The sequence below is a fragment of the Novosphingobium beihaiense genome, assembly GCF_022832375.1.
Lineage (GTDB): Bacteria > Pseudomonadota > Alphaproteobacteria > Sphingomonadales > Sphingomonadaceae > Novosphingobium > Novosphingobium beihaiensis.
In genome coordinates, this window is the sequence record NZ_JALHLG010000005.1 from 208,595 (window position 1) to 232,474 (window position 23,880).

A 23,880-nucleotide genomic window follows, 5' to 3' on the forward strand; every position below is an offset into this window, starting at 1 on the left:
GCGCGGCTTGCCGGTCTGCGCTACCAGCGCGATCATGGATATTACGCTTTCCCTGCTCGTGCTGACCACGGTGGCTCTCGTGCTGGGGGGCGCGGCGCTGTTCCGGCGGGAAGGCTATCGCAAGCAGGCGGTGCTGATGCTGGTGCTGGCGGCGGTGATGGCCGCCAACATCGCGATCCTGACCGTGCCCACGCCGGGCGGAAAATCGCTTTCGGGCGAAGTCCAAAAGGAACAGGCGCCGGAGTGAGCCCCGGCGCCTGCCTGTTTTCCGCGATAAGGCTGCGCCTTACTTGATCGGGCAATCGGGCGCGAGGCGCATGTCGAGATAGTTGTCGACCGAGCGCATCAGTTCTTCGGTCTCGTGCTCGAAGAAGTGATTGGCGCGCGGGATCTCGTCGTGATGGATGGTGATGTGCTTTTGCGTGCGCAGCTTGTCGACCAGTTTCTGCACGGCGCTTGGCGTCACCACCGTATCGGCGGTGCCCTGAATGATGATGCCCGAGGCGGGGCAGGGCGCCAGGAAGCTGAAGTCATACATGTTGGCCGGCGGCGCGATCGAGATGAAGCCGCGGATTTCTGGGCGGCGCATCAAGAGCTGCATGCCGATCAGCGCGCCGAAGGATACGCCCGCAATCCACGTGGTCTGCGCTTCGGGGTGGATCGACTGCACCCAGTCGAGCGCGGCCGCTGCGTCCGAGAGTTCGCCGATGCCGTTGTCGAAACTGCCCTGGCTGCGGCCGACGCCGCGAAAGTTGAAGCGCAGCGTAGCGAACCCGCGGTTGACGAAAGTCTTGTAGAGGTGCTGGGTGATGCGGTCGTTCATCGTCCCGCCGGCCTGCGGGTGCGGGTGAAGAATCATCGCAACCGGTGCGCGCGGACGCGGAGCGGGCTGGAACCGGCCTTCGAGGCGGCCTTCGGGACCGGGGAAAATGACTGCGGGCATGTGTTTTTCTGGCCTGACCTGTTGAAACTCCCGCGCTGCGCCAGCGCGGTGGCTCGCCTGACGCGGTGCGGGAGTGGAAAAGGGAAGGGACGCTATATAGAAATCTTTGTGTTGAACACAACTTTACAAGCTACACGGGCGCGCGATGTCTTCTGAACGGATCTATCTCGACCATGCGGCGACGACGCCGCTGCTGCCGCAAGCGCGCGAGGCGTGGCTGCAAGGCACCGATATCTGGGCCAATCCCTCCAGCCCGCACGCCCCCGGCCGCGCTGCCCGCGCGGCGCTGGAAGAGGCGCGGGCACGGGTGAAAGCGGCGCTCGGCTGGGAGGGGGAAGTGATCTTCACTTCGGGCGCAAGCGAGGCGCTGGCGCTGGCGATCGGCCGTTCGAAAGCGCCGCTGCGTGCGGTGTCCAGCGTGGAGCACGATTCCGTGCTGCGGCTTGCAGGCGATGCCGTGCGTCTGGACGTCGACGCCTGCGGCCGCGTGGCCCCGGAAAGCGCCGGACTGGCAGGCCTCGTGGCGGTGCAGCAGGTCAATAGCGAGACCGGCGTGGTGCAGGATCTGGCAGCGATTGCCGAAGCGGTGCGCGCCGCAGGGGGCGTGCTGCTCGCCGATTGCGCGCAAGGGGCGGGCAAGTGCGCCTTGCCGGATGCGGACCTGATCGCCTTGTCTGCGCACAAGTTCGGCGGGCCGATCGGCGTTGGCGCTCTGCTGGTGCGCGACTGGGCGCTGCTCCATCCCACTGGCGGGCAGGAGCGCGGCTACCGGCCCGGCACTGAAAACCTGCCCGGCGTGCTCGCCATGGCCGCCGCGCTGGAGGCCGGTGCGGCGTGGCTGGCTGAAGCCGCCCGTCTGCGCGCGGTGCTCGAACGGGCGATCACGGTGGCAGGCGGGGAAGTGGTCGCCGTTGAAGCCGGGCGTCTGCCGGTGATCGGCAGCTACCGCATGCCGGGAAAACCCGCCAATGTGCAGCTCATCCGCTTCGATGCCATGGGCATTGCCGTATCGGCGGGCAGCGCCTGCTCCTCCGGCTCGCTCAAGACCAGCCATGTCTTGCAGGCAATGGCCTATCCGCATCCCGCCGAAGTGATCCGTGTGTCCATCGGCCGGGAGACCACCGAGGCTGCGATAGGCCGCTTCATGGAGGCCTGGCGGCAATTGGCGGGTGCGGGAGTGAAAGCATGATCTATCTCGACTATCAGGCCACCACGCCGCTCGCCCCCGAAGCACGCGAGGCGATGATGCCCTGGCTGAGCGGGCCGGAGAGTATGGGCTTCGCCAATCCGCACAGTGCGCACCGCCCCGGCCGTGCCGCCGCCGCCGCCGTGGAAGTGGCGCGCGAGCAGGTGGCCGCGTTGCTGCCGCCGGGCGGGCGGGTGATCTTCACTTCGGGCGCGACCGAGGCGATCAATCTCGCCATGGCCGGAAGCGGTGCACGCCGCTTTGCGGTCTCGGCCATCGAACATGCCGCTGTGCTGGATACGGCGCGCGTGCTCGATCCGACGGTCCAGGTGATCCCGGCTGATGCCGAAGGGCTGGTTCGTCCGGACACGGCCATCACGCAGGGCACGGGCCTCGTCGCCGTGATGCAGGTGAATAATGAAATCGGCACGGTCCAGCCGGTCGGGGAATGGGCCGAGCGTGCCCATGCGGCAGGCGCGCTGTTTCTGTGCGATGCGGTTCAGGGCGCAGGCAAACTGGCCCCGCCCGGCAATGCCGACATGATCGCGGTATCCTCGCACAAGCTCTACGGCCCCAAGGGCATCGGCGCGCTGTGGCTGCGGGACGGGTTGGAGATCAAACCGCTGATCCACGGCGGGGGGCAGGAGCAGGGGCTGCGCTCGGGCACGCTCAGCCCCGCGCTCTGCGCCGGGTTCGGCGCGGCGGCGGCGCTGGCGAAGACCCGTATGGAGGCGGATTCCGCGCTGGTGGAGGACTTGTGGCAGCGCGCCCGGGCGATCCTTTCGCGCTGGACGCTCAATGGCTCGGCCACGCAGCGCTGGCACGGCAATCTCAATCTGCGCCTGCCGGGGCTCGATGTCGCGCGGCTGATGTCCGATTTGCGCGGCCTTGCCTTTTCGGCAGGATCGGCTTGCGCCAGCGGATCGGGGCGGCCCAGTCACGTGCTGCGCGCGCTGGGACTTTCGGATAGGGAGGCCAAAGCCTCTATCCGTCTGGGATTCGGGCGATATAGTGTCCCCGGGGACATAGAGGATGCCTGCGCTGAAATAGATGCCGCCGCGGCGGCGCAGGGAGTCTGAATTGCTGAACGTGCTATTTGTAACGGCAGAGGGGAACAAGGTCACGGCCGAGGCCGAACCGGGCAGCCGTCTGCTTGAAGTGGGTCAGAGCGCAGGGATGCCGCTGGAGGGCACTTGCGAAGGGCAGATGGCCTGCTCCACCTGCCATGTGATCGTCTCGCCCGACTGGTTCGACAAGCTGCCGCCCGCCTCGATGGAAGAAGAGGACATGCTCGATCTCGCCGCGGGCGTTGCCCGCACCAGCCGCCTTTCGTGCCAGATCGAACTCACCGAAGCGCTCGACGGGCTAGAGGTGCGTATCCCCGGCGTCTCGCACGATATGCAGATCGGCTGACACGCACGCAAGACAACAGCGGAAAACCTGAATGCGGGGCTTTCCGCCACGGCGTTCCCATTGCTAGGACTGTCCGGCCATGGTGAGCACGACCGACGACGAATCCGATCCTTTCGACGCTATCGTAGATGCGCCTTTCGACGCCGCCCTGTCGGAGCGCTATCTCGTCTATGCTCTGTCCACGATTACAGCGCGTTCGCTGCCGGACCTGAGAGATGGCCTGAAGCCGGTGCATCGCCGCCTGCTGTGGGCGATGCGCCAGTTGAAGCTCGATCCGGCGAGCGCCTACAAGAAGAGCGCCCGCGTCGTCGGCGACGTGATCGGTAAGTACCACCCGCATGGCGATGCCTCGGTCTATGACGCGATGGTGCGCCTCGCGCAGGACTTTTCGCTGCGCTATCCGCTGGTGCAGGGGCAGGGCAACTTCGGCAATATCGATGGCGATAACGCCGCCGCCTACCGCTACACCGAAGCGCGCCTGACCAAGACGGCGATCCAGCTCATGGCCGGGCTGGACGAAGGCACGGTCGATTTCATTCCCACCTACAACGGCGAAGAGCAGGAGCCGGAAATCTTCCCCGGCCTGTTTCCGAACCTGCTGGCGAACGGCGCCACCGGCATTGCGGTGGGCATGGCCACCTCGATCCCCAGCCACAACGTGGCCGAGATCATCGATGCCACGCTGCTGCTGATCGACAATCCCCATGCCGAGCACGCCCAGCTTATGGAGGTGTTCAAGGGGCCGGACTTCGCCACCGGCGGCCTCGTGGTCGACAGCCCCGAGGCGATCAGCCATGCTTACGAGACCGGCAAGGGCGCTTTCCGGATGCGCGGGCGTTTCTCCACCGGGAAAGACGCGGCAGGCCACTGGGAAGAGACGGGGATCGAAAAGCTCGGCAGCGGCCAGTGGCAGCTTGTCGTCTCCGAAATCCCTTACATGCTCGCCAAGGGCAAGCTGATCGAGCAGATCGCCCAGCTCATTGCCGATAAGAAACTGCCGATCCTTGAGGACGTGCGCGACGAGAGCGACGAGCAGATCCGCATCGTGCTCGTGCCCAAGAGCCGTAATGTCGATCCGGAACTCCTGAAGGAAAGCCTTTACCGGCTGACCGATCTGGAAAGCCGTTTCAGCCTCAACCTCAATGTGCTGGACGCGCACCGCACGCCGGGCGTGCTGGGGCTGAAGCTGCTGCTGCAGGAATGGGTGTTCAGCCAGATCGATATCCTGCTGCGCCGCACCCGCCACCGGCTGGACAAGATCGCCTCGCGGCTGGAACTGGTCGAAGGCTATATCATTGCCTACCTCAACCTCGACCGGATTATCGAGATCATCCGCACCGAGGACGAGCCCAAGCCGGTGATGATGGCCGAGTTCAACCTTACCGACCGGCAGGCCGAAGCCATCCTCAACATGCGGCTGCGCTCGCTGCGCAAGCTGGAGGAGATGGAGCTGCGGCAGGAGCGCGAGGACTTGCTGAAAGAGCAGGACGACTTGCAGAAGCTGCTCGACAGTCCGGCCCGCCAGCGCACCCGCCTCAAGCGCGATCTGACGGCGCTGCGCAAGGACTATGCGGAGACTACCGAACTCGGCCGCCGCCGCACCACGATCGCGCAGGCGCAGCCCACGGTCGAATTCTCGATGGATGCGATGATCGAGAAGGAGCCGGTGACAGTGATCCTCTCCCAGCGCGGCTGGATCCGCGCGGCGAGGGGGCATGTGGCGCTGGACGGCGATTTCAAGTTCAAGGAAGGCGACGGTCCGGCTTTCGCGTTCCACGCGCAGACCACCGACAAGATCCTGATCGCGGTGGACAATGGCCGGTTCTACACGCTGGGGGCGGACAAGCTGCCCGGCGCGCGCGGTTTCGGCGAACCGATCCGCACCATGGTCGATATCGATGCCGAGGCGCATATCATAGCCGCCATGCCGCACAAGCCGAAGACGCAGCTGCTGCTGGCCTCCAGCGCGGGCCGGGGCTTTGCGGTGGAAACTGACGAGATCATGGCCGAAACGCGCAAGGGCAAGGCCGTGATGTCCACCAAGCCGGGCGTGAAGCTGATGGTCGTGCGCGAAATCCCGCCCGAGCACGATCACGTCGCCGTGGTGGGCGAGAACCGCAAGCTGGTGATCTTCAGCCTTGAGGAACTGCCGGTCATGGCCAAGGGGCAGGGCGTCACTCTGCAGCGTTATCGCGATGGCGGCATGTCGGACGTGACCACGCTCAAGCTGGAAGAGGGCCTGTCCTGGACCATGGGCGGCGACACCGGCCGCACCCGGACCGAAAAGGACATGGTCATGTGGAAAGTTGCCCGCGGCGCGGCCGGCCGTCTCCCGCCGAACGGTTTTCCCCGCGACAACAAGTTCTGAACCTTCCTCCCCCTTGATGGGGGAGGGATACGCAGGCTTGGCGTCGCAGACGCCTAGCCGAAGTTGGGTGGGGGTGATTGAGCTCTCGGACGCAAACCACTCTCCCCGCCCCGCTTCCAACTCCGCTTGGTATGGCGGAAAGGAAGTTTGCATCATAACTCGTCATCCCCGCGTAGGCGGGGGCCCCGCTGCTTTTTCCTACGCTGTGCTGCCAAAAGCGGGATCCCCGCCTACGCGGGGATGACGAGGAATAGTGATGCGAACTTCCTTTCCACCGCACTTAGCCTCGCTGCGTTCGCCAAGGCTCCGTATCCTTCCCCCATCAAGGGGGGGAAGGCGCGCGCTATGCTTCATCCACCGGCTGCGGATGGTGGGGAACGAGGATCAGCGTATTGTTCTCCACCCGCCAGCTGGCGAGGCGGGAGAGCAGGTTCATGCCGATGACATTGGCATCGCCAAGCCCCGGCGCGACCACGGCATCGAGCTCGCGCGCGACGATATTGCCCATGCGCAGTTCGTCGATTGTCGCAACCTCGGCCCGAATGGTGCCATTGGCCGTGCGCATCATCACCGAGCGGCGCAGGGGATTGGCGCGCAAGTCCGCATGGCGCGCGGTTTCGGAGGATATGGCGGTGAGCGTCGCGCCGGTATCGACGAGAAAATCGCGCTCAAGACCGTTCACGCGGGCGCGGATCCAGAAATGGCCGTCCGGCTGCATCGGCACGCGCGTCTCGCGGCCCTCCACGCTCTGGCGCGGCATCCCGAGCTGAGGCAGGGCGATATCGGTGCCGGTGGTAAAGCGCGTGACTTGCGCGATGGTAAGCAGCAGCGCGGCCAGCAGCCCAAGATTGCCCACTCCGCGCACGAACCCGCCCAAAATCGGCACCCCACGACGCATCATGCCGCCGAGGATGCTGACGAAGATACCTCCCAGCGCCAGCGCAAGCAGCGGCTGGGCGGCGAGGTAGGACGTGATTTCGGAAAGCTCCATGTGCGGCTTGTAGCATGGGCCAGCTTGACGGGGGCTGACTGTTGTGGGTTTGGCAAGCTGCGGATAGGGCGCTATCGGCGATTGCTACCCTAAAGCAGTCTTTCCTGAACACGCCGACGTTGCAGATTTTGGGATTCCCGGCCAACATCTATCAATGTTCAGTCGGCGCAACATCATGCTAGTAGGCATAGCAACTTTGATCATGGCGGCCACTGCCGCACCTCTCCCTCTGCTCACAGAGTTGGCTGGGCAATACACTCACAAGTTCAAAAACGGAGACATTTCGGGCGATACCTATTATTCGACTGATGTAGTCAAGATATTCCCGCTTGATCGCGAGAGTGCGTTGATCAGCATGGAACTGAACTTCTTCAATGGTCATGCGTGCAGCGTCTATGGCGTGGCTAAAGTGGAGCGTGAGAAACTCGTGTATCGCGACAGATCGGAATGGTTGCCAGATGAGCGCGAATGCACTCTCAACATCTGGCGCGATCAAGACAGGATTCGCTGGGAAGACGAGGGTACCTGCCAATTCCATTGTGGTTCACGTGGCGGGTTATCGAATGGTGAGATGTCTGTGACCAGCCGCCGTGCTATTTCTGCTCGTCCTACTCCACCGCTTCCTTAAGGGGTGGGCATTGCCCGCTTGCTCAGTCGTAACTGCGATCGGAGAGATGCTCCTCACGCCACCGCTAACTTACCGAAAACCTACGCCCCCTTCGGCACAAGAATCAGCTTGTTATCCTCCACCCGCCAGCTTTTGAGCTGCGAGAGCAGGTTCATGCCGATCACGTTGACGTCGCTTTCCGTGTCCGGTGAAATGGCCATCATGAGGCTGTTCGCCTCGATCCCGCCGAAGCGCAGCGAACCGGCGGTGGCCTTGCGGGCGACGATCGGGCCGTTGGCGGTGTCGAGCACCATGCCTTCATCGCCCTCGTCTGGGCGCAGGCCTGCGCGCTCGGCGGTGGAGCGCGAGACGCCGGTGTACGTCGCGCCGGTATCGACCAGGAATTCCACCGGAACGCCGTTGAGCTGGGCTTCCACCCAGAAATGCCCGTCGACGCGCTGCGAAACCACGGTCTCATTGCCTTCGACCGAGGCCGGGCGGGTGCGGTCGAGCCAGAAGGCGGCTTCGGAGCGGGTGTTGTGCCCGGCCACTTGCGCCACGGTCAGCAGCGCCGCCGCGGCAAGGCCGAGATAGGACGCACCCCGCAAGCCGTGGCCGAGCTGGGGGCGGCTGGCGGAGAGCATTCCGGCCAGCACCGCGAGCAGGATTGCGGCGATGGTCAGCGCCAGCAGCGGCTGCGCGTAGAGGAAGCTGCCCAGTTCGCCCAGGTTCATGCAGCAGGCCCTGCCAGTTCCGCATCGAGCAGTTCTGCGATGCGGCTTTCATCGGGGAAGCCCTCGGCAATCCAGCGGTCTTTAACCCGGTGCAGGATGCGGGCGACTTCGGGCCCGGCGCCGACCCCGCGCGCGACGATCTGGCCGCCCTTGAGCGGGAAGGTGGGGATCGTCCAGTCTTCCAGCGGCGCGATGTCCGCGCCCGCGAGCAGCAGCCGGTCGAGCGCGCCGTCCGTGCCGAGGCGATAGGCGAGGGCGCGGGGATCGCCCGGCTGGTCTTCGCGCGCCGCGGCCGTCGCCAGCCGCTTCTTCTGCGCGCCGGACAGGCGGAAGCGGGCGGCGACCTGCTCGGCCAGCGGCACATTGGCGGGCAGCAGGGCGGCAAGGCGGCGCAGCGGATCGGGTGCCACGCCTTGCGCTTTTTCGTGGGCGATCAGCGCTGCAAGCGCCTGCGGATCGGCCTCGGGCAGGATCACGGCGAGCACGCCGAGATCGGCCATGCGCTGCACGGTCGGCGCCGGATCGGGCAGGCCGAGCAGGTTCATGGTCTCCATGCCCACCCGTTCGCGCGAAAGCCCCTTGAGCGAGGCGGCCAGCTCCGAACAGGCGCTTTCCGCTTCCGCGTCAACGGGGCCGGTCCCGAACCGTGCCTGAAAGCGGAAGTAGCGCAGGATGCGCAAGTGATCTTCGCGGATGCGCTGGCGGGCATCGCCGATGAAGCGCACGCAGCGCTTGTCCAGATCGGCGCGGCCGCCGAAGTAATCGAAGATCTCGCCCGTGGCCGGATCGGCATAGAGCGCATTGATCGTGAAATCGCGCCGCGCCGCGTCCTCCTGCCAGTCGCTGGCGAAAGCGACGGTGGCGCGGCGGCCGTCGGTGCTGACGTCATGGCGCAAGGTGGTGATCTCCACCGGACCGCCGGGCAGCACGGCGGTGACGGTGCCGTGATCGATACCGGTGGGCACATTGCGGATAGCGGCGGCATCGAGGCGGGCGATCACTTCCTCCGGCCGCAGCAGCGTCGCCATGTCGATGTCCTTGACCGGCTGGCCGAGCAGAGTGTCGCGCACGGCGCCGCCGACGAAGCGCGCTTGTCCCTCGCCCAGCGCGGCGTTGAGCGCGGCGATGTCTTCGCGGTGCATCCAGGGGGCGTCGAGATTATGTATCACTTTGCAGCTCCGCTCACCCTGAGCTTGTCGAAGGGTGCTGGCGTGGTGCTGGACTGTCCTTCGACAGGCTCTGGCCCTTCGGCAAGCTCAGGGTGAGCGGGGGAAGGATTTTGGCGTTCAGTCGGCATTCCAGTCCAGCCTGTGAGAGAGATTGTAGAGGATCGCGCCGGTGACGCCCCAGATCACGTGGTCCTGCCGGCCGTCCGGCCAGGTGATTTCCACGAAGTCATGCAGGCGGTCTTCGTATTCGATGGTGCGCGTGGTCTGATTGGCGGGATCGAGCACGAAATCGACTGGCGCTTCGAACCACTGAGCCACTTCGGCCGGGTTCGGGTGGATCGGCAGATCGGGCGGAACCACGCCGAGGACGGGGGTGATCTCGTAGCCGCTGCCGGTACGGTAGCGGTCGCTGGTGCCGACGACGCGCACTTGTGCGGGATCGATGCCGAGTTCCTCGTTGGCTTCGCGCAGTGCGGCCTGCACCGGGTTTTCGCCGGGATCGATGCGGCCGCCGGGAAAGGCGATCTGGCCGGGATGGGCGCGCATCGTCGAGGGGCGGTGCAGCAGCAGCATTCCCGGCCGCGCGCGCTCGGTCATGGCGATCAGCACGGCGGCGGGCTTGAAGCTTTGCATCTCGCACGTGCGCGGATCGATCCACAAGGCGGGCGGCGCCTTGGCGTGCCCGGCCTCGAAGCGGCGGGCGACCCGGTCGTAAAGCGCCGTCATGCCGGTTGCAGCGCGAAGCGCATCCCCTGACTGCTCACCGAAAGATCGCCGCTTTCCAGTGCGATTTCGGCAAGCTGCGCATAAGTGCTGCGGTTGAGCCGGGCCTCCGTGCCGTGGCGCACGCTCACATAGATCGCGGGCGTATCGGGATCGCCCTCGGCGCGGATCGGGTGATCGGGCCCGGCAATCACCAGATCGTCGCTATTGAGCTTGAACACGAGCGCGTCGCCATCCTGTTTCACATCGATGGCGATGAAGGCGGCATCGTCCACCGCGATGGAGAGCTTCTGCGTGGGCGTAACCAGCCAGTGCTGTCCGTCCTCATCGCGCACCAGCAGCGAGGCGAAAGCGCGCACCATCGCCGGGCGCCTGATCTCGCTGCCCTGATGGAACCAGCGCCCGTCCGCGGTGATGCGCATCTCGCTGTCACCCTCAGCCTCGGGGGCCCACTGCGAAACCGGCGGCAGCTTGCGCGCGGCCACCAGCTGAGCAGCTTCGGCCAGCGAGAGCGCGGCCAGTTCCGGGGGCGGTTCGTAAGGCATCGTTTCGCGATGCCAGATAGGGTGCCCCGCGCCAAGGTCCAGTTCGACAAGCCCCGGGGACAGAGACCATCGCCATTGCGAGTGGCCGCAGGCCGCGTGAACCTCTCTGGATTGCTTCACCCGGCGGTGCCGGGTTCGCAATGACGAATGCTGAGTGGGTTAGGTGCTGTTTGCATTCAGTTCAGGGTGAGTCGAAAAGGGTGTTTTTGCGCGACCCGGAGCGCAGCGTACTTTCTGTACGTGAGCACCGGAAGCGCGCAAAAGCGCCCTTTGCAGGCCGCCATGGGCTGAATGCAGACAGCAACTAGCCCACCCAGGGGCCGAGCGTGCCCTTTTCAGGCAGTACCGCCGGGTTCTCGCAGCGAACCAGCAGGCGGGCCTGATCGAACGGGCCGGGCAGGGCCCAGCCGCCGGTATAGGCGTTGGTGAAGCCCCAGAAACGGCCGTAGTATTCGGCATCGCCGATCATCACCTGCGGCAGCGGCGCGCGGGAATCGATGCAGGACAGGCTGGCCGAAACCAGCGCCTGCCCGTACCCTTCGCCCTGACGATCGGGCATGACCGCGACCGGGCCGACCATGATCATCGGATGCGCGCGGCCTTCCGGATCGTTGAGCGCGACCGGCCAGCACTGGATCGAGCCCACCAGCATCTCGTCTCCGTCGAGCGCGGCGAAGCTCAGCGCGGGCAGCCAGTCCACCCCCTCGCGCACCTTGTAGGCGGTGCGCTGGCGTCGCTCGGGCTCGAACGCGCAGTCGAGCAACTGCTCGATCAGGGCGGGATCGACATTGTCGAGCGGGATGATGGTGGCGGTTTGCGACATGGCGCGCGCGGATAGGATCGCTGCGCGCGTTTGTCGATTCAATTCGCAGGGGTGAGCTTCAGCAAATGGCCGCTGCCGGGTGCCGGGCCGTCTTCCAGAAGCCAGATCGCGCCGCCGGGGCCTTGCTCGATTTCGCGGATGCGGTTGTCCAACCGATAGCGCGCTTCCTCGGTGGCTTTCTCGCCGTCGATGCGCACGCGCACGAGGCCGGGCAGAGAGAACGAGGCGATCAGCGCCTGCCCTTTCCAGTCCGGGAACCGGCTGCCGGTGTAGAAGATGAAATCGCCCGGTGCGATCACCGGGTTCCAGCTTATCGCGGGGGCGGCGAGATCCGGCCGGGTGGAATGGCGCGGGATCGGCGTGCCGTTGTAGTGATCGCCGTCGGAGACCAGCGGCCAGCCGTAGTTCTGCCCCGGCTTGACCAGATTGAGCTCGTCCCCGCCTGCGGGCCCGTGCTCCAGATCCCACAGCCGCCCTTCGGGATCGAAGGCCAGGCCCAGCACGTTGCGGTGGCCATAGGACCAGATCTGGCTGCTGGGGGCGGGCTTGCCTGCGAAAGGATTGCCCGGCGCGGGCGTGCCGTCCGGCAGCAGGCGCACGATCGTGCCGAGATTGTTCGAAAGGTCCTGCGCGGGCTGCTGCTTCTGCCGCTCGCCCGAACTGACGAAGAGGTAGCGCCCGTCCGGCGAGAAAACGAGCCGATGCGAATAGTGGCCGCGCCCGGTCACTTTCGGCTGCTGGCGCCAGATGACCTTGAGGCCGTCGAGGCGGCAGTCCGTCTCGCTCTTGCAGATGAGCGTGCCGCGCCCCACGGCCGCGCCGCGTGTGTTACCATGGCCTGCCTCCGCCCAGCTCAGATAGATCACGCGTCCGTCGAGGCTCTTTGCAGACTTGCGCTCCGGTTGCGGGGCGAAGATCACATCGCCGAAGCCGCCTTGTCCGCCGTAATCGACATCCGGCGTGCCGGGGACGAGGACATTGCGCCCGCCGGGCAGCAGCATCCGCAAGTGGCCTTTCTTTTCGGTCACAAGGGCAATGCCGCTGGCCTTGTCGAAAGCCATGGCCCAGGGCTCGTCGAAACCGGCCACGGTTTCCACGCGGAAGGGGGAGGAACTGCCCGCTGGCTTTTCCCCGGTCGCGGCCTCGCCGCAGCTTGCCGTGAACAGGCCGAGAGCCGATACGGCGGGAAGGAGGATGCGCGCGTTCATGTCTGCCTCAACACTGGAAATCCGGTCCGGCGGCCCCTTCGCTCCGGGCTTCGTCATCGGTGTCGACGAAGCCGGGCGCGGGCCGCTCGCAGGGCCGGTTGTGGCCGGAGCGGTCGTGCTGTGCAAGCCCCGACCGGCGGGGCTGGACGATTCCAAGAAATTGTCCAAAACGCGCCGGGCCGATCTGGAAGGCACGATCAAGCGCCGCTGCGCCTGGGCCGTGGGCGTCGTCGATGTCGCGGAGATCGACCGGATCAATATCTTCGGCGCGACGATGCTGGCCATGACCCGCGCGGTGCTCTCGCTATGCGGGCAACTCAGCGGAGAGCCGGGTGAAGTGCTGGTGGACGGTAACCTCACGCCGCAAGGGCGCACGGCGGACTGGCGCTGGAAGGCGCGGGCGATCGTGGGCGGCGATGCGATCGAGCCGTGCATTTCGGCAGCCTCGATCATCGCCAAGGAGCATCGCGACCGGCTGATGCGCGAACTGGCCGAGGCGCATCCGCATTATGGGTGGGAGCGTAACGCCGGGTACGGCACGGCGGAACACCTCGCCGCGCTGCGCGAGCACGGGCCGACCTCGCATCACCGGCGCAGCTTCGCGCCCGTCGCGCAACTGGAAATGCCGCTTTAGGTGCTGTCTGCATTCAGCCCATGGCGGTCTGCAAATGGCGCTTTGGTGCGCTTCCGGTGCTCACGTACAGAAAGTACGCTGCGCTCCGGATCGCGCCAAATCACCATTTTCGACTCACCCTGAACTGAATGCAGACAGCACCTAGGGTGCGATCGTTTCACCCTTGATCGTCATTGCGAGGCCCGAAGGGCCGCGGCAATCCAGAGCGTAGTGGCACTGCTCTGGATTGCTTCGCTACGCTCGCAATGGCGAAGGTTTGTTCCCAAGGCGGTCTCACTCCGGAAGGCGTCTGAGTGGCGGTCGGGTCGGCCTCCCGCTTAGCCGCGTAGCGATAAATTTTTCCCCTGAGTCCCACAGGATACAGCCACCAGATATTGAGTCGCCCATTGCGCGCCTGACTCGATATCTTGTGCTGGATTCGTTTTGTTCCGCACCAGACCTGCCGCGACTCGCAGGATTCCCGACGAGTCGCGACTTGACGTAGAGTCCGCAAAGACTCACCATGGGGGCAATCCACAGATATTCGAAACACCTTCAGCGGAGCATTCATGGGCCAGGTACTCGTCAAGGAACGGATTCGCGCGCGCGCGCCGGCTCCCACGCCAAAGGAGCTGCTGCCGATCGGGCAGATCATTCCGGGCGACTGCATTGAGGCGATGCGGCAGATTCCCGATGCCTCGGTGGATATGGTCTTCGCCGATCCGCCCTATAACCTCCAGCTTGGGGGCGATCTTTCGCGGCCGGACGGCAGCCATGTCGATGCCGTGACCGACGATTGGGACAAGTTCTCCAGCTTCGCCGCTTACGACCAGTTCACCCGCGACTGGCTGCGCGAGGCGCGCCGCGTGCTGAAGCCGGAAGGCTCGCTCTGGGTGATCGGATCGTACCACAACATCTTCCGCCTCGGCGCGATCATGCAGGACATGGGGTTCTGGATCCTCAACGACATCGTCTGGCGCAAGGCGAACCCGATGCCCAATTTCAAGGGCACGCGCTTCACCAACGCGCACGAGACGCTGATATGGGCCTCGATGGGCGAGAAGTCGAAGTACACTTTCAACTACCGCGCGATGAAGACGCTGAATGACGAGTTGCAGATGCGCTCGGACTGGGTGCTGCCGATCTGCGCCGGGCAGGAACGGCTCAAGAAGGGCGGGCACAAGGTCCACCCGACGCAGAAGCCCGAAGCGCTGCTTTACCGGGTGATGCTGGCGACCACCAACAAGGGCGATGTCGTGCTCGATCCGTTCTTCGGCACCGGCACCACCGGCGCTGTGGCCAAGCGTCTGGGGCGCGACTGGATCGGCTGCGAGCGCGAAGGCAATTACCGCGAAGCGGCGATGGAACGCATCGAGATGGCGCTGGAGCTGGACGAATCCGCGCTCAAGACCATGCAGTCCAAGCGCACCGCGCCCCGCGTGGCTTTCGGCACCCTGATCGAAACCGGCTGGATCGCGCCGGGCACGCAGCTGATGGACAAGAAGCGCCGCTTCGTCGCCACCGTGCGGGCCGATGGTTCGCTGGAGGCGGGCACGGAAAATGGCTCCATTCACGGCGTGGGCGCCAAGCTGCAAGGCGCGCCGTCGTGCAATGGCTGGACCTTCTGGCATCTGGAGCATGAGGGCAAAGTGAAGCCGCTCGACGATATCCGTCAGCTTTACCTGCTCGCAACCGAACCCTGATCGGGACACTTGCGGGGTGCCATCACTTCGCAGTCAGAGTTGGGGGAGTGTGCAAAGGCGCGAAGAGGGCGTCCGGTGCCGGGGGGGAACTGGACGAACCGCTGCGGAAGGCCATGCCAATCCGTCTTCGCGCCTTTGCGCCTTTTCATGATCCATCCTAAGGCGGGGGCATGACCCGATCGCTCTACATCCGCCCCATCGCCCTTGCCGAAAGCCCGCAAAGCGAGGAGGGGGAGGCCGTCCGCCTCGGCGGCAGCATGGTCTGGGCCAGCCGCTTTGCCGTGATCGTGCGCGAGGGGGGCAAGGTCGTCTCGCGCGGCCGCTACGGGGCGGCGGAAATGCCTGCCGTGCTGGAAGGGCTGGCAGCCGATCTGGCGCCGGAGGCCGAAGCGCAGTGGGCTGACCTCGCCAAAGTCCATGCGCCTTTGCAATGCGGCGCGCGCACGATCCGGCTGGAGCAGCCGCAGGTCATGGGTATTCTCAACATGACGCCGGACAGTTTTTCCGATGGCGGCCAGTTCCTCGACGATCCGCAAGTCGCCGGGGATCATGCCGCCGCGATGCTGGAAGCGGGCGCGGCGATCATCGATGTCGGCGGGGAATCCACGCGTCCCGGCGCCGGGGCCGTCTGGGAAGGCGATGAGATCAAGCGCGTCGTGCCGATGGTCGAACGGCTGGCGGCGATGGGCGCGGCGATCAGCATCGACACGCGCCGCCCGGCAGTGATGGAAGCGAGCCTGAACGCGGGCGGGCATATCATCAACGACGTTTCGGCCCTGCGCTACGATCCGCGCAGCGAGGAACTGGCTGCCGCGAGCGGGGCGCCGGTGGTGCTGATGCACGCGCCGGGCAAGGCGGACGATCTCCATTCGAACGGCACGTATGCCGATGTCGTGCTCGACGTGTTCGACTGGCTGGCCCGGCGGCGGGACGAGGCGATGGCGGCAGGTATCGCGCGCGAGAAGATCGTGCTCGATCCGGGCATCGGCTTCGGCAAGACGCTGGCCGAGAACCTCGCGCTGATGAACGCGTTGCCGCTGTTCCATGCGCTGGGCCAGCCGCTGCTGGTGGGCGCGAGCCGCAAGCGCATGATCGGCGCGCTTTCAAACGAGGCACAGGCACACCAGCGGCTCGGCGGCTCGATCATGCTGGCGGTGAGGGCGATGGAGGCCGGCGCGCATATCCTTCGCGTGCACGACGTGCCCGAAACCGTGCAGGCCGCCCGCGTCTGGCGAGGCCTGCGCGATGCGGGGCTGACGGACTTCGGGCAACTGGTGCTCTGAAGGGCGGGCTGCCTCCCGCGAAACCTGTACCGCAGATAAACCGCAGATTTCTGCCAAATTAACGGCCTGTTTCGCTTGTGTGCGCCAGACATCACAAAGGCTGCCACAGGCTCAAACGGTCTCGGATGGGTCACTGCCCGCCGCTTGGGCTGACGAAAAACGCGCGGCGGATCGTTCCTCCTTCCAAGCGCAGGCAATCGGGCCTGACGTTACCAAGGAAAGGGGATGAACCCATGAAGCAGATGACCATTTTCCGGACTGCCGCTGTTGCCGCACTGGCCGTTCCCGCAACCGTCGCGATGGCCGCCGTGCCGATGATGTACGAAGAGACGCTTGCCCATCAGGAAGAGGCGCGCATCATCCACTCTCCGATTGGCGGGGTCAGAAATGCCAAGTGGTTCGATTATCGCATCAACGTGACCGAGAGCCGCAAGGAACTGGCCAGCGATCTCAAGCGCGCCACGGATGTTGAGGATGCGCGCGATGCCTGGGGCGAATATGCCCACGAGTTGAAGGACAACCGCTCCGGCTATGTGAAGGCGATGCGCAAAAAGGGATACCGCGTTCCCGAAGTCTATTTCGAAAACTGATCCCCGCGGGCGGCGGCTGCGATTTTCGCAGCCGCCGTTTTTTATGGGGCCGGGGTGCGTTGCCCCGGCCCTTTATCCCGGTGCAGCGGCCGAGCCTGCAAGCAGCCCGCCATCTACATTGAATTCCGAACCCGTAACGTAAGCCGCCTCATCAGAGGCGAGCATCAGCGCGATGGCTGCGACTTCCTCCGGCATGGCAAAGCGTTTGAGCGGGGTGTCTGCCACCAGAGCCGCCATCCGCTCCGCCCGGTCCGGGCCGTCTCCCAGCATTGGCTCCCAGATTTCGGTGAGCACCGCCGCCGGGTGGATCGAGTTGCAGCGGATGGCCCAGCCCTGCTGCGCGCAATAGAGCGCAACGGACTTCGAATGGTTGCGGATCGCCGCTTTGGACGAAGCATAGGCCGCAGCCCCGGGAATGCCGACAAGGCCGGAGCGCGAGGAGATATTGATGATCGAGCCGGTGCCCTGGCTTTTCATCGCCCGGATCGCGAAACGGCAGCCCAGAAAGGTGCCGTCGAGATTGGTGGCATGAACCGCGCGCCAGTCCTCAAGGCTGGCGTGCTCGGGATCGTGCGGCCGCAGGGCGGTCTCGAAGCCGGTGATCCCGGCATTGTTGACGAGAACGTCGAGCTGCGGAACGGCGCTTTCCAGCGTGGCCCACTGCGCTTCCTCGCGCACGTCGAGCGGGAGGAAGCGGCAGCCGATGGCCTGCGCGGCGGCTTCACCGGCAGGAATATCGATATCGGTCAGGATGACCTGGGCGCCTTCGGCATGAAAGGCGGAGCCGATCGCGCGGCCGATACCGCGCGCAGCACCAGTGATAAGGCAGATCTTGCCGTTGAGACGGGGCATGGGAATTCCTTGAACATGTTGGCCGGAACGGCGCACGCGTGCTGGTGCGGGCCGCTATAAAACGTGTCTGTCCGCCGGGGCGGTGTCACTGGACCAACGGGGGAACTCCTTGAAATAGGACTGCCATTTATCGCGGAACGGGATTGGCTTGTCGATGGCAAAGTGGCGGAGGAAACTCAGGCCGTCTCAACCCGCAGCCGTTCGATCCGCGTGGTCTTCAGCTTCCAGCCGCCGCCCCTGTTCTCGTATGTCTCGTGGTAGCGGCCCCAGCCGGTCAGCCGTTCGAAGGGGCCGCCGGGCGGCAGGAAGAAGCGGTCGGTGAAGCACCAGATGCCATGGGCGCTGCTTTCGCTTTCGATCACGATGTCGGGATCGTTGCCTTGATGGACAGTGACGATCTTCGGCCCGATGGGCTCGGCGGTATCGGGCCAGTTATCGCGGCCTTCCAGCACGAGATTCATGGCGGGCATGTGGTCGATGCCGGAGACGGGATCGGTGCAGCAGCCCCTGTAGTCCAGCACGCAATCCTCCGCGAGGATCGAACGGACCAGCGCTGCATCGCCATTGTCCACGCCGCGCCAGTAGCGGGCTTTCAATTGCTTGATATCCTCGATGGCGGCGAGCCGCTCGCAAGTGTCCATGTCCGTCCTCTCCCTTTGCGCAGGAGAGTGGACGGCTCAGGCGGCGTTGTCGATCCCGAGTTCGGACAGCTTGCGGTAGAGCGTCGAGCGGCCGATGCCGAGGCGCCGGGCCACTTCGGTCATGCGCCCGCGATAGAGGCCGATGGCGAGGCGGATAACGTCCGCCTCGATCTCTTCCAGCGGGCGCAAGTGGCCATCGGCGGTGTAGAGCATCACGCCCGAGCTTTCCTGCCTGGGGTTGCTGGCCACTGTGGATGGGCCAGTGCCCAGGATGTTGAGAAGCTGTGGAAAGTCTTCCGAGGTCAGGGCATCGCCGTCGCAGAACACGGCGGCGCGGAACAGCACGGCCTGCAACTGGCGCACGTTGCCGGGCCAGTCATAGGCGGCCAGCAGGGACAGCGCTCCATCGGTGATGCCCAGCTCGCGCAGGCCCGGCTGCTCGCCGATGCGGGCGAGGAAGAAGCGGGTGAGGGCGGGGATGTCGCCAGTGCGTTCGCGCAAGGGCGGAAGCAGCACTTTGGTGGCCGAAATCGCATCGTAAAGGTCCGGCAGGAAGTGCCCGCCCGCGACGAGATCCGGCAAGGGCAAGTTGCTGGCCGCGATCAGCCGCACATCGATGCGGAACGAGTAGGGCGCGCCGATCGGGCGGACGTCGCTTTTCTGGATGGATTCGAGCAGGCGCTCCTGCACGGACAGCGGCAGGCGGTCGATCTCGTCGAGCGCCAGAGTGGCGCCGTCGCAGTGCTGCAAGGCACCGGCCTGACGGTCGAACGCACCCGGGAAAGCGCCCTTTTCGTGGCCGAACAGCACCGATTCGATCGAATTGGCGGGAAGGCCGCTGATATTGACGATCCGCAGCGGCAGCTTTGCGCGTGGGCTGGCCGCGTGCATCGAGCGGATCAGCATTTCCTTGCCGGTGCCGCTTTCGCCCTCGATCAGCACCGGGCTGTGCCCGCGCGCCGCCTTCGCCGCGACGGCGAGAGCCTTGCGGAAATTCGGCGAGGCCCCGATCATCGATTCGAAGTCGGGGTTGGACGGCATCTTCTCGGTCAGAGGGGCGAGTTCGTCGCTCGGCGTTTCGCGCGTGGTGGCCGAGCGCAGGGCGTGCATCAGCCGGTCCGGCGCCACGGGCTTCACGAGATAATCGGTCGCGCCCGCGCGCATCGCTTCCACGGCCAGCAGCGGCGAAGTGCTGGTGGTGAGCATCAGGATCGGCAGCGCCGGGCGGCGCGATTTCAGTTCGGATATGAGGGCGCAGGCATCTTCGCCGGGCACCCATTGATCGAGGATGATTGCGGAAAGCTGCATGCCCTGGCGCGTGCCGAGCGTGGCAATCGCGGTTTCCGCATCGCGCACGATCAGTGTGCGCCAGCCCTCGCGTGAGGCGAGCGCGGAGATAAGACGGCTCTGGGCCGGCTCGTCGTCGATGAGCATGAGAAGGCGTTGATCCAGATCCGCCATTATATTGCCGCGCTGTCAGCCTTCTTCGAAAGTTGGGCTTTCGGCATAGGTCAAACGGGTAAAGACGGGATTAAGCGTGAATTGCCGTTCGCGGCTTTCGCAGTTTCCGTTATGGATGGCTTCGCACTTGAGCGCACGCGCGGCCCCGGCTAGAGCAGGGGTTGAAATTGGAACTCAGAGGGGAATGCAGTTCATGACTTCGGGCAACGACATCAAGGCCGCACAGGAAACCTACAATGGTTTCATCAAGGCCGCGACCTGGGGCACGGGCATTGTCGTGGTGATTGTCGCGATTGTCATTGGCTTGATCACCTCCTGATGGGAGTTTCCTGACTTGACGGAACCGCAGGGTCAACGGATCGCGGTCCTCAAGGAACGCGCTTCGGGAGAGACGCGCGTCTCGGCTACGCCGGAAACGGTGAAGAAGCTGGTCGCGCTGGGCGCAGCGGTTTCCGTCGAGAGCGGGGCTGGCCTGAGCGCCAGCATATCGGACGAAGACTATCGCGCCGCCGGGGCCGATCTGGGCACTGCGGAGGCCTTGCTGGCGGGGGCGGATATCGTCTTCGGCGTGCAGGGCCCCGATCCGGCGCTGCTGAGCGGCGTTAAGCCGGGCGCCTGGGTGGTGGCGACGCTCGATCCTTTCGGGCAGCGCGAGCGCGTCGATGCTTACGCGGCGGCGGGGCTGGAAGCGCTGGCGATGGAATTCATGCCGCGCATCACCCGCGCGCAATCGATGGACGTGCTGTCCAGCCAGTCAAACCTTGCCGGGTACAAGGCAGTGATCGCAGCGGCCGATACTTATGGCCGCGCTTTCCCGATGATGATGACGGCCGCAGGCACGGTGAGCGCGGCCAAGTGTTTCGTCATGGGTGTGGGCGTCGCCGGGCTGCAGGCGATCGCCACCGCGCGCCGTCTGGGGGCGCAAGTCTCCGCGACGGACGTGCGCTCGGCCACCAAAGAGCAGATCCAGTCGCTGGGCGCCAAGCCCATCTTCGTCGAGAATGTCGCCGGGATCGAGGGCGAGGGTTCGGGCGGCTATGCCACCGAAATGAGCGAGGAATATCAGAAAGCGCAGGCCGAACTGGTTTCCAGCCACATCGCCAAGCAGGACATCGTCATCACCACCGCGCTGATCCCTGGCCGCGCGGCACCGCGCCTGATTTCAGACGCGCAGATCGCGACGATGAAGCCCGGCAGCGTGATCTTTGATCTGGCCGCACCGCAAGGCGGCAATGTCGAGGGCTGCGTGGCGGATCAGGTGGTCGAAAGGCATGGCGTGAAGATCATGGGCTTTTCGAACACTCCCGCGCACCTGCCTGCGGATACTTCGGCGCTCTATGCGCGCAACCTGTTCAATTTCCTCTCGGCCTTCTGGGACAAGGAGCAGGGCAAGCCGGTACTGGATGAAGAAATCGGCGATGCGGTGCGGCTGACGCAGGGCGGCAAGGTCGTGAATGCGAGGCTGCTGGGGTGATGGCGGCGTCTCCCAATCCTCCCCGGCACGGGGAGGGGGACCGCGCGCAGCGCGGTGGAGGGGATTCCCGTTTTACACCACGCCCGGCCGTGAAACGCGCCCGAGAACTGCGCAAGGCCATGACCAAACCGGAGTTCGCGCTCTGGCAGCACCTTCGCCAGCGCCCGGGCGGCTTCAAATTCCGCCGCCAGCATCCCATCGGTCCGTACATTGCCGATTTCTGCTGCCTGAGTGCAAAGCTCGTTGTGGAAGTCGATGGCATTACGCATGATATGGGCAATCGCCCAGCGCGAGACGAGGAGCGCATTCGTTTCATTGAGGAAAACGGGTTCAGGGTATTGAGGATATCGGCCAGGCGCGTGCTGGCTGATAGCGAAGACACTGCCACGGCTATCGTCGTGCGGGCCGCGAGTCCCCTCCACCGTCCTGCGGACGGTCCCCCTCCCCGTGCCGGGGAGGACATGTAGTGGACTTTGTTTCGATCCTGTCGATTTTCGTGCTGGCCTGTTTCGTGGGCTATTACGTTGTCTGGTCGGTCACACCGGCGCTGCATACGCCGCTGATGGCGGTGACCAATGCGATTTCCTCGGTGATCGTGGTGGGGGCGCTGATCGCCAGTGCGGCGGCGGGTTCGCCGCTGGCCAAGTGGCTGGGGCTCGGCGCGGTGGTGCTGGCGAGCGTCAACATCTTCGGCGGCTTCGCCGTTACCGAGCGGATGCTGGCGATGTACAAGAAGAAGGACAAGCCCGGCGCGAAGGGGGGCAAGTGATGGAAGCGCACGCGGTCAATCCCTGGGTCGCTGTCGCCTATCTCGTTGCGGGCGTCTGCTTCATTCTGGCGCTGCGCGGGCTGTCGTCTCCGGCGACCAGCCGGGCGGGCAATCGCTACGGCATGTTCGGCATGGCGATTGCGGTGGTGACGACGCTGATCACCCACGAGATCGCCAGCCTGCCGGAGATCATGGGGGCTATCGCGATTGGCGGTGGTATCGGTTTCGTGATCGCCCGCCGTATCCAGATGACGGCGATGCCCCAGCTTGTTGCGGCATTCCACTCGCTGGTGGGGCTTGCCGCCGTGCTGGTGGCGGTCGCGGCGTTTCTTAATCCGGACGCGTTCGGCATTCTCGGGGCGGACGGCAACATCCTCAATGTCAGCCGTGTCGAGATGGCGCTCGGGGCGGCCATCGGCGCGATCACGTTCTCGGGATCGGTCATCGCTTTTGCCAAGCTCAACGGCAATATGTCGGGCTCGCCGATCCTGCTGCCTGCGCGGCATGTGATCAACCTTGGCACGCTGGTGCTGATCCTCGCGCTGACGGCGATGTTTGCCGTAGCCGCACATGCCGGGCCGGGCGAGAGCCCGCTGTTCTGGGCGATCGTGGCGCTCAGCTTTGCCATCGGCTTCCTGCTGATCATCCCGATTGGCGGGGCGGACATGCCGGTCGTGGTCTCGATGCTGAACTCCTACTCGGGCTGGGCGGCGGCGGCGATGGGTTTCACGCTGCACAATACGGCGATGATCGTGACCGGGGCGCTGGTCGGCTCGTCGGGCGCGATCCTCAGCTACATCATGTGCAAGGCGATGAACCGCAGTTTCATCTCGGTGATCGCGGGCGGTTTCGGGGCCGATGCAGGCAGCGCGGGCGGCGGCGAGGCGCGCGAGCAGCGCCCGTGGAAGCGCGGGTCTTCGGAAGATGCCGCGTTCCTGATGAAAGAGGCCGAGAACGTCATCATCATCCCCGGTTACGGCATGGCCGTGGCGCAGGCCCAGCACGCGCTGCGTGAAATGAGCGACCTGCTCAAGGAGCATGGCGTCAATGTGAAGTATGCGATCCACCCGGTCGCCGGCCGCATGCCCGGGCATATGAACGTGCTGCTGGCTGAAGCCAGCGTGCCTTATGACGAAGTCTTCGAACTGGAAGACATCAACAGCGAGTTCGCGCAGGCCGACGTCGCTTTCATCATCGGCGCCAACGACGTGGTGAACCCGGCCGCCCGGACGGACAAGACCTCGCCGATCTATGGCATGCCGGTGTTCGATGTGGACAAGGCCAAGACCATCTTCTTCATCAAGCGTTCGATGGGCGGGCAGGGCTATGCCGGTGTCGACAACGACGTGTTCTATATGGATCAGACGATGATGCTCCTCTCCGATGCCAAGAAGATGGTGGAAGAGATCAACAAGTCCCTGACCGATTGAGAGTCGCACTACAATGAAATGGCTGGCTGGGCTTGCCGTTCTGGCGGGCATTCTGTTCCTGGGCTGGCGCCTGGCCGTGCCCGCCTATGCCGAGTACCGGCTGCGCGGCGCCATGGTGGAGGCGGGCGTGCGAGAGAGCGTCGCGGGTTGCATTGCCGGGCGCATGTCGCGCCGGTTGAGCACGCCGCAACTGCTCAAGCTGGGCGCTCTCGCCCGTGAGGCCCGCACGCTGCGCGGGCTGCGGGAGGCGGCCGGGCGGATGGACGATCCGGACGTTGCGATCGTCGCCTCGTCGTCCGCGGTCTTGTGCTCTACCGGTCTTGCCCGCTAGGGGTCGCTGTTCCCACAACGCCG

General features: G+C 65.2%; 28 protein-coding genes. 17 read left to right on the top strand and 11 right to left on the bottom strand.

Translation table 11 applies throughout. The features are described 5' to 3' along the window. Window positions 1-34 precede the first annotated feature (34 nt). A complete protein-coding gene (locus tag MTR66_RS04550; RefSeq protein ID WP_243918300.1) occupies window positions 35-247 on the top strand; it encodes a hypothetical protein in 213 nt (70 codons plus the stop codon). Between the two features lie 39 nt (window positions 248-286). On the opposite strand, the gene MTR66_RS04555 is transcribed toward MTR66_RS04550, so the two are convergent. After that, window positions 287-943, bottom strand: a complete 657-nt coding sequence (locus tag MTR66_RS04555; RefSeq protein WP_243918301.1) for an alpha/beta hydrolase — start codon at window positions 941-943, stop codon at window positions 287-289. Window positions 944-1,088: 145 nt separating this feature from the next. On the opposite strand from MTR66_RS04555, the gene MTR66_RS04560 reads away from it, so the two are divergent. The 4 genes from MTR66_RS04560 (at window position 1,089) to parC (ending at window position 5,910) form a co-directional block, all read left to right on the top strand. Then, the gene (locus MTR66_RS04560) at window positions 1,089-2,132 is read left to right on the top strand and encodes a cysteine desulfurase family protein (RefSeq protein WP_243918303.1); all 1,044 of its coding nucleotides are present in this window, start codon (window positions 1,089-1,091) and stop codon (window positions 2,130-2,132) included. After that, entirely contained in the window at window positions 2,129-3,208 is a 1,080-nt protein-coding gene (locus tag MTR66_RS04565) for a cysteine desulfurase family protein (RefSeq protein WP_243918305.1), read from the top strand. Before MTR66_RS04560 ends, MTR66_RS04565 begins: the two co-directional genes overlap by 4 nt. A gap of 1 nt (window position 3,209) precedes the next feature. Next, window positions 3,210-3,542 (top strand): 2Fe-2S iron-sulfur cluster-binding protein, encoded by a 333-nt coding sequence (locus MTR66_RS04570; RefSeq protein WP_243918306.1) that lies wholly within the window; start codon window positions 3,210-3,212, stop codon window positions 3,540-3,542. A 79-nt stretch (window positions 3,543-3,621) separates the two neighbouring features. After that, window positions 3,622-5,910 carry a DNA topoisomerase IV subunit A gene (gene parC / locus MTR66_RS04575; RefSeq protein WP_243918307.1) on the top strand — a complete coding sequence of 763 codons (2,289 nt, stop codon included), beginning with the start codon at window positions 3,622-3,624 and terminating at the stop codon, window positions 5,908-5,910. 343 nt (window positions 5,911-6,253) lie between these two features. Here parC and MTR66_RS04580 read toward each other — a convergent pair whose 3' ends face one another. Continuing rightward, complete coding sequence (locus tag MTR66_RS04580) at window positions 6,254-6,901, bottom strand: retropepsin-like aspartic protease family protein (RefSeq protein WP_243918308.1); 648 nt, start codon at window positions 6,899-6,901, stop codon at window positions 6,254-6,256. Window positions 6,902-7,055: 154 nt separating this feature from the next. On the opposite strand from MTR66_RS04580, the gene MTR66_RS04585 reads away from it, so the two are divergent. Then, window positions 7,056-7,529: a hypothetical protein gene (locus MTR66_RS04585; RefSeq protein WP_243918309.1), complete on the top strand. Its 474-nt coding sequence runs from the start codon at window positions 7,056-7,058 to the stop codon at window positions 7,527-7,529. 80 nt (window positions 7,530-7,609) lie between these two features. Here MTR66_RS04585 and MTR66_RS04590 read toward each other — a convergent pair whose 3' ends face one another. The 6 genes from MTR66_RS04590 to MTR66_RS04615 form a co-directional block, all read right to left on the bottom strand. After that, on the bottom strand, window positions 7,610-8,242 hold the full coding sequence (locus MTR66_RS04590) for a retropepsin-like aspartic protease family protein (RefSeq protein WP_243918310.1): 633 nt from the start codon (window positions 8,240-8,242) through the stop codon (window positions 7,610-7,612). Further along, entirely contained in the window at window positions 8,239-9,384 is a 1,146-nt protein-coding gene (locus MTR66_RS04595; RefSeq protein WP_268740301.1) for a CCA tRNA nucleotidyltransferase, read from the bottom strand. The genes MTR66_RS04590 and MTR66_RS04595 overlap by 4 nt, the downstream gene beginning before the upstream one ends. 144 nt (window positions 9,385-9,528) lie before the next feature. After that, the gene (locus MTR66_RS04600) at window positions 9,529-10,137 is read right to left on the bottom strand and encodes a CoA pyrophosphatase (RefSeq protein ID WP_243918313.1); all 609 of its coding nucleotides are present in this window, start codon (window positions 10,135-10,137) and stop codon (window positions 9,529-9,531) included. Next, a complete protein-coding gene (locus tag MTR66_RS04605) occupies window positions 10,134-10,679 on the bottom strand; it encodes a DUF1285 domain-containing protein (protein WP_243918959.1) in 546 nt (181 codons plus the stop codon). The genes MTR66_RS04600 and MTR66_RS04605 overlap by 4 nt, the downstream gene beginning before the upstream one ends. 304 nt (window positions 10,680-10,983) lie before the next feature. Beyond that, entirely contained in the window at window positions 10,984-11,502 is a 519-nt protein-coding gene (locus tag MTR66_RS04610; RefSeq protein ID WP_243918314.1) for a GNAT family N-acetyltransferase, read from the bottom strand. A 38-nt stretch (window positions 11,503-11,540) separates the two neighbouring features. After that, on the bottom strand, window positions 11,541-12,710 hold the full coding sequence (locus MTR66_RS04615; protein ID WP_243918315.1) for a PQQ-dependent sugar dehydrogenase: 1,170 nt from the start codon (window positions 12,708-12,710) through the stop codon (window positions 11,541-11,543). Here MTR66_RS04615 and MTR66_RS04620 point away from each other — a divergent pair. The 4 genes from MTR66_RS04620 to MTR66_RS04635 all read left to right on the top strand — a co-directional run bounded on the left by MTR66_RS04620 (window position 12,709) and on the right by MTR66_RS04635 (window position 16,899). Then, a complete protein-coding gene (locus MTR66_RS04620; protein ID WP_243918316.1) occupies window positions 12,709-13,344 on the top strand; it encodes a ribonuclease HII in 636 nt (211 codons plus the stop codon). The two genes, MTR66_RS04615 and MTR66_RS04620, sit on opposite strands and share 2 nt — an antisense overlap. Before the next feature lie 548 nt (window positions 13,345-13,892). Then, window positions 13,893-15,026: a site-specific DNA-methyltransferase gene (locus tag MTR66_RS04625; protein WP_327194478.1), complete on the top strand. Its 1,134-nt coding sequence runs from the start codon at window positions 13,893-13,895 to the stop codon at window positions 15,024-15,026. 170 nt (window positions 15,027-15,196) lie between these two features. Further along, window positions 15,197-16,309, top strand: coding sequence for a dihydropteroate synthase (gene folP, locus MTR66_RS04630; RefSeq protein WP_243918317.1), 1,113 nt, complete (start codon window positions 15,197-15,199; stop codon window positions 16,307-16,309). 233 nt (window positions 16,310-16,542) lie between these two features. Then, window positions 16,543-16,899, top strand: a complete 357-nt coding sequence (locus tag MTR66_RS04635) for a hypothetical protein (RefSeq protein ID WP_243918318.1) — start codon at window positions 16,543-16,545, stop codon at window positions 16,897-16,899. A 72-nt stretch (window positions 16,900-16,971) separates the two neighbouring features. Here the strand turns inward: MTR66_RS04635 and MTR66_RS04640 are convergent, their stop codons facing one another. From MTR66_RS04640 to MTR66_RS04650, 3 genes are all read right to left on the bottom strand, one after another. After that, window positions 16,972-17,751: an SDR family oxidoreductase gene (locus MTR66_RS04640; RefSeq protein WP_243918319.1), complete on the bottom strand. Its 780-nt coding sequence runs from the start codon at window positions 17,749-17,751 to the stop codon at window positions 16,972-16,974. Window positions 17,752-17,927: 176 nt separating this feature from the next. Next, entirely contained in the window at window positions 17,928-18,392 is a 465-nt protein-coding gene (locus tag MTR66_RS04645; protein ID WP_243918320.1) for a nuclear transport factor 2 family protein, read from the bottom strand. A 36-nt stretch (window positions 18,393-18,428) separates the two neighbouring features. Continuing rightward, window positions 18,429-19,853, bottom strand: a complete 1,425-nt coding sequence (locus MTR66_RS04650) for a sigma-54-dependent transcriptional regulator (protein WP_243918321.1) — start codon at window positions 19,851-19,853, stop codon at window positions 18,429-18,431. Between MTR66_RS04650 and MTR66_RS04655 the strand changes: the two genes are divergently transcribed. From MTR66_RS04655 to MTR66_RS04685, 7 genes are all read left to right on the top strand, one after another. After that, on the top strand, window positions 19,836-20,006 hold the full coding sequence (locus MTR66_RS04655; protein WP_243918322.1) for a hypothetical protein: 171 nt from the start codon (window positions 19,836-19,838) through the stop codon (window positions 20,004-20,006). The genes MTR66_RS04650 and MTR66_RS04655 overlap by 18 nt on opposite strands. Window positions 20,007-20,037: 31 nt before the next feature. Continuing rightward, window positions 20,038-20,172 (top strand): aa3-type cytochrome c oxidase subunit IV, encoded by a 135-nt coding sequence (locus MTR66_RS04660; RefSeq protein ID WP_243918323.1) that lies wholly within the window; start codon window positions 20,038-20,040, stop codon window positions 20,170-20,172. Window positions 20,173-20,187: 15 nt separating this feature from the next. Then, window positions 20,188-21,327 (top strand): NAD(P) transhydrogenase subunit alpha, encoded by a 1,140-nt coding sequence (locus tag MTR66_RS04665; RefSeq protein WP_243918324.1) that lies wholly within the window; start codon window positions 20,188-20,190, stop codon window positions 21,325-21,327. Between the two features lie 89 nt (window positions 21,328-21,416). Then, window positions 21,417-21,794 carry an endonuclease domain-containing protein gene (locus MTR66_RS04670; RefSeq protein WP_327194479.1) on the top strand — a complete coding sequence of 126 codons (378 nt, stop codon included), beginning with the start codon at window positions 21,417-21,419 and terminating at the stop codon, window positions 21,792-21,794. Next, window positions 21,794-22,096: an NAD(P) transhydrogenase subunit alpha part 2 gene (locus MTR66_RS04675; RefSeq protein ID WP_243918328.1), complete on the top strand. Its 303-nt coding sequence runs from the start codon at window positions 21,794-21,796 to the stop codon at window positions 22,094-22,096. The genes MTR66_RS04670 and MTR66_RS04675 overlap by 1 nt, the downstream gene beginning before the upstream one ends. Next, window positions 22,096-23,526: an NAD(P)(+) transhydrogenase (Re/Si-specific) subunit beta gene (locus MTR66_RS04680; protein WP_243918330.1), complete on the top strand. Its 1,431-nt coding sequence runs from the start codon at window positions 22,096-22,098 to the stop codon at window positions 23,524-23,526. Before MTR66_RS04675 ends, MTR66_RS04680 begins: the two co-directional genes overlap by 1 nt. 13 nt (window positions 23,527-23,539) lie before the next feature. Continuing rightward, the gene (locus tag MTR66_RS04685; RefSeq protein WP_243918331.1) at window positions 23,540-23,857 is read left to right on the top strand and encodes a hypothetical protein; all 318 of its coding nucleotides are present in this window, start codon (window positions 23,540-23,542) and stop codon (window positions 23,855-23,857) included. Window positions 23,858-23,880 lie beyond the last annotated feature (23 nt).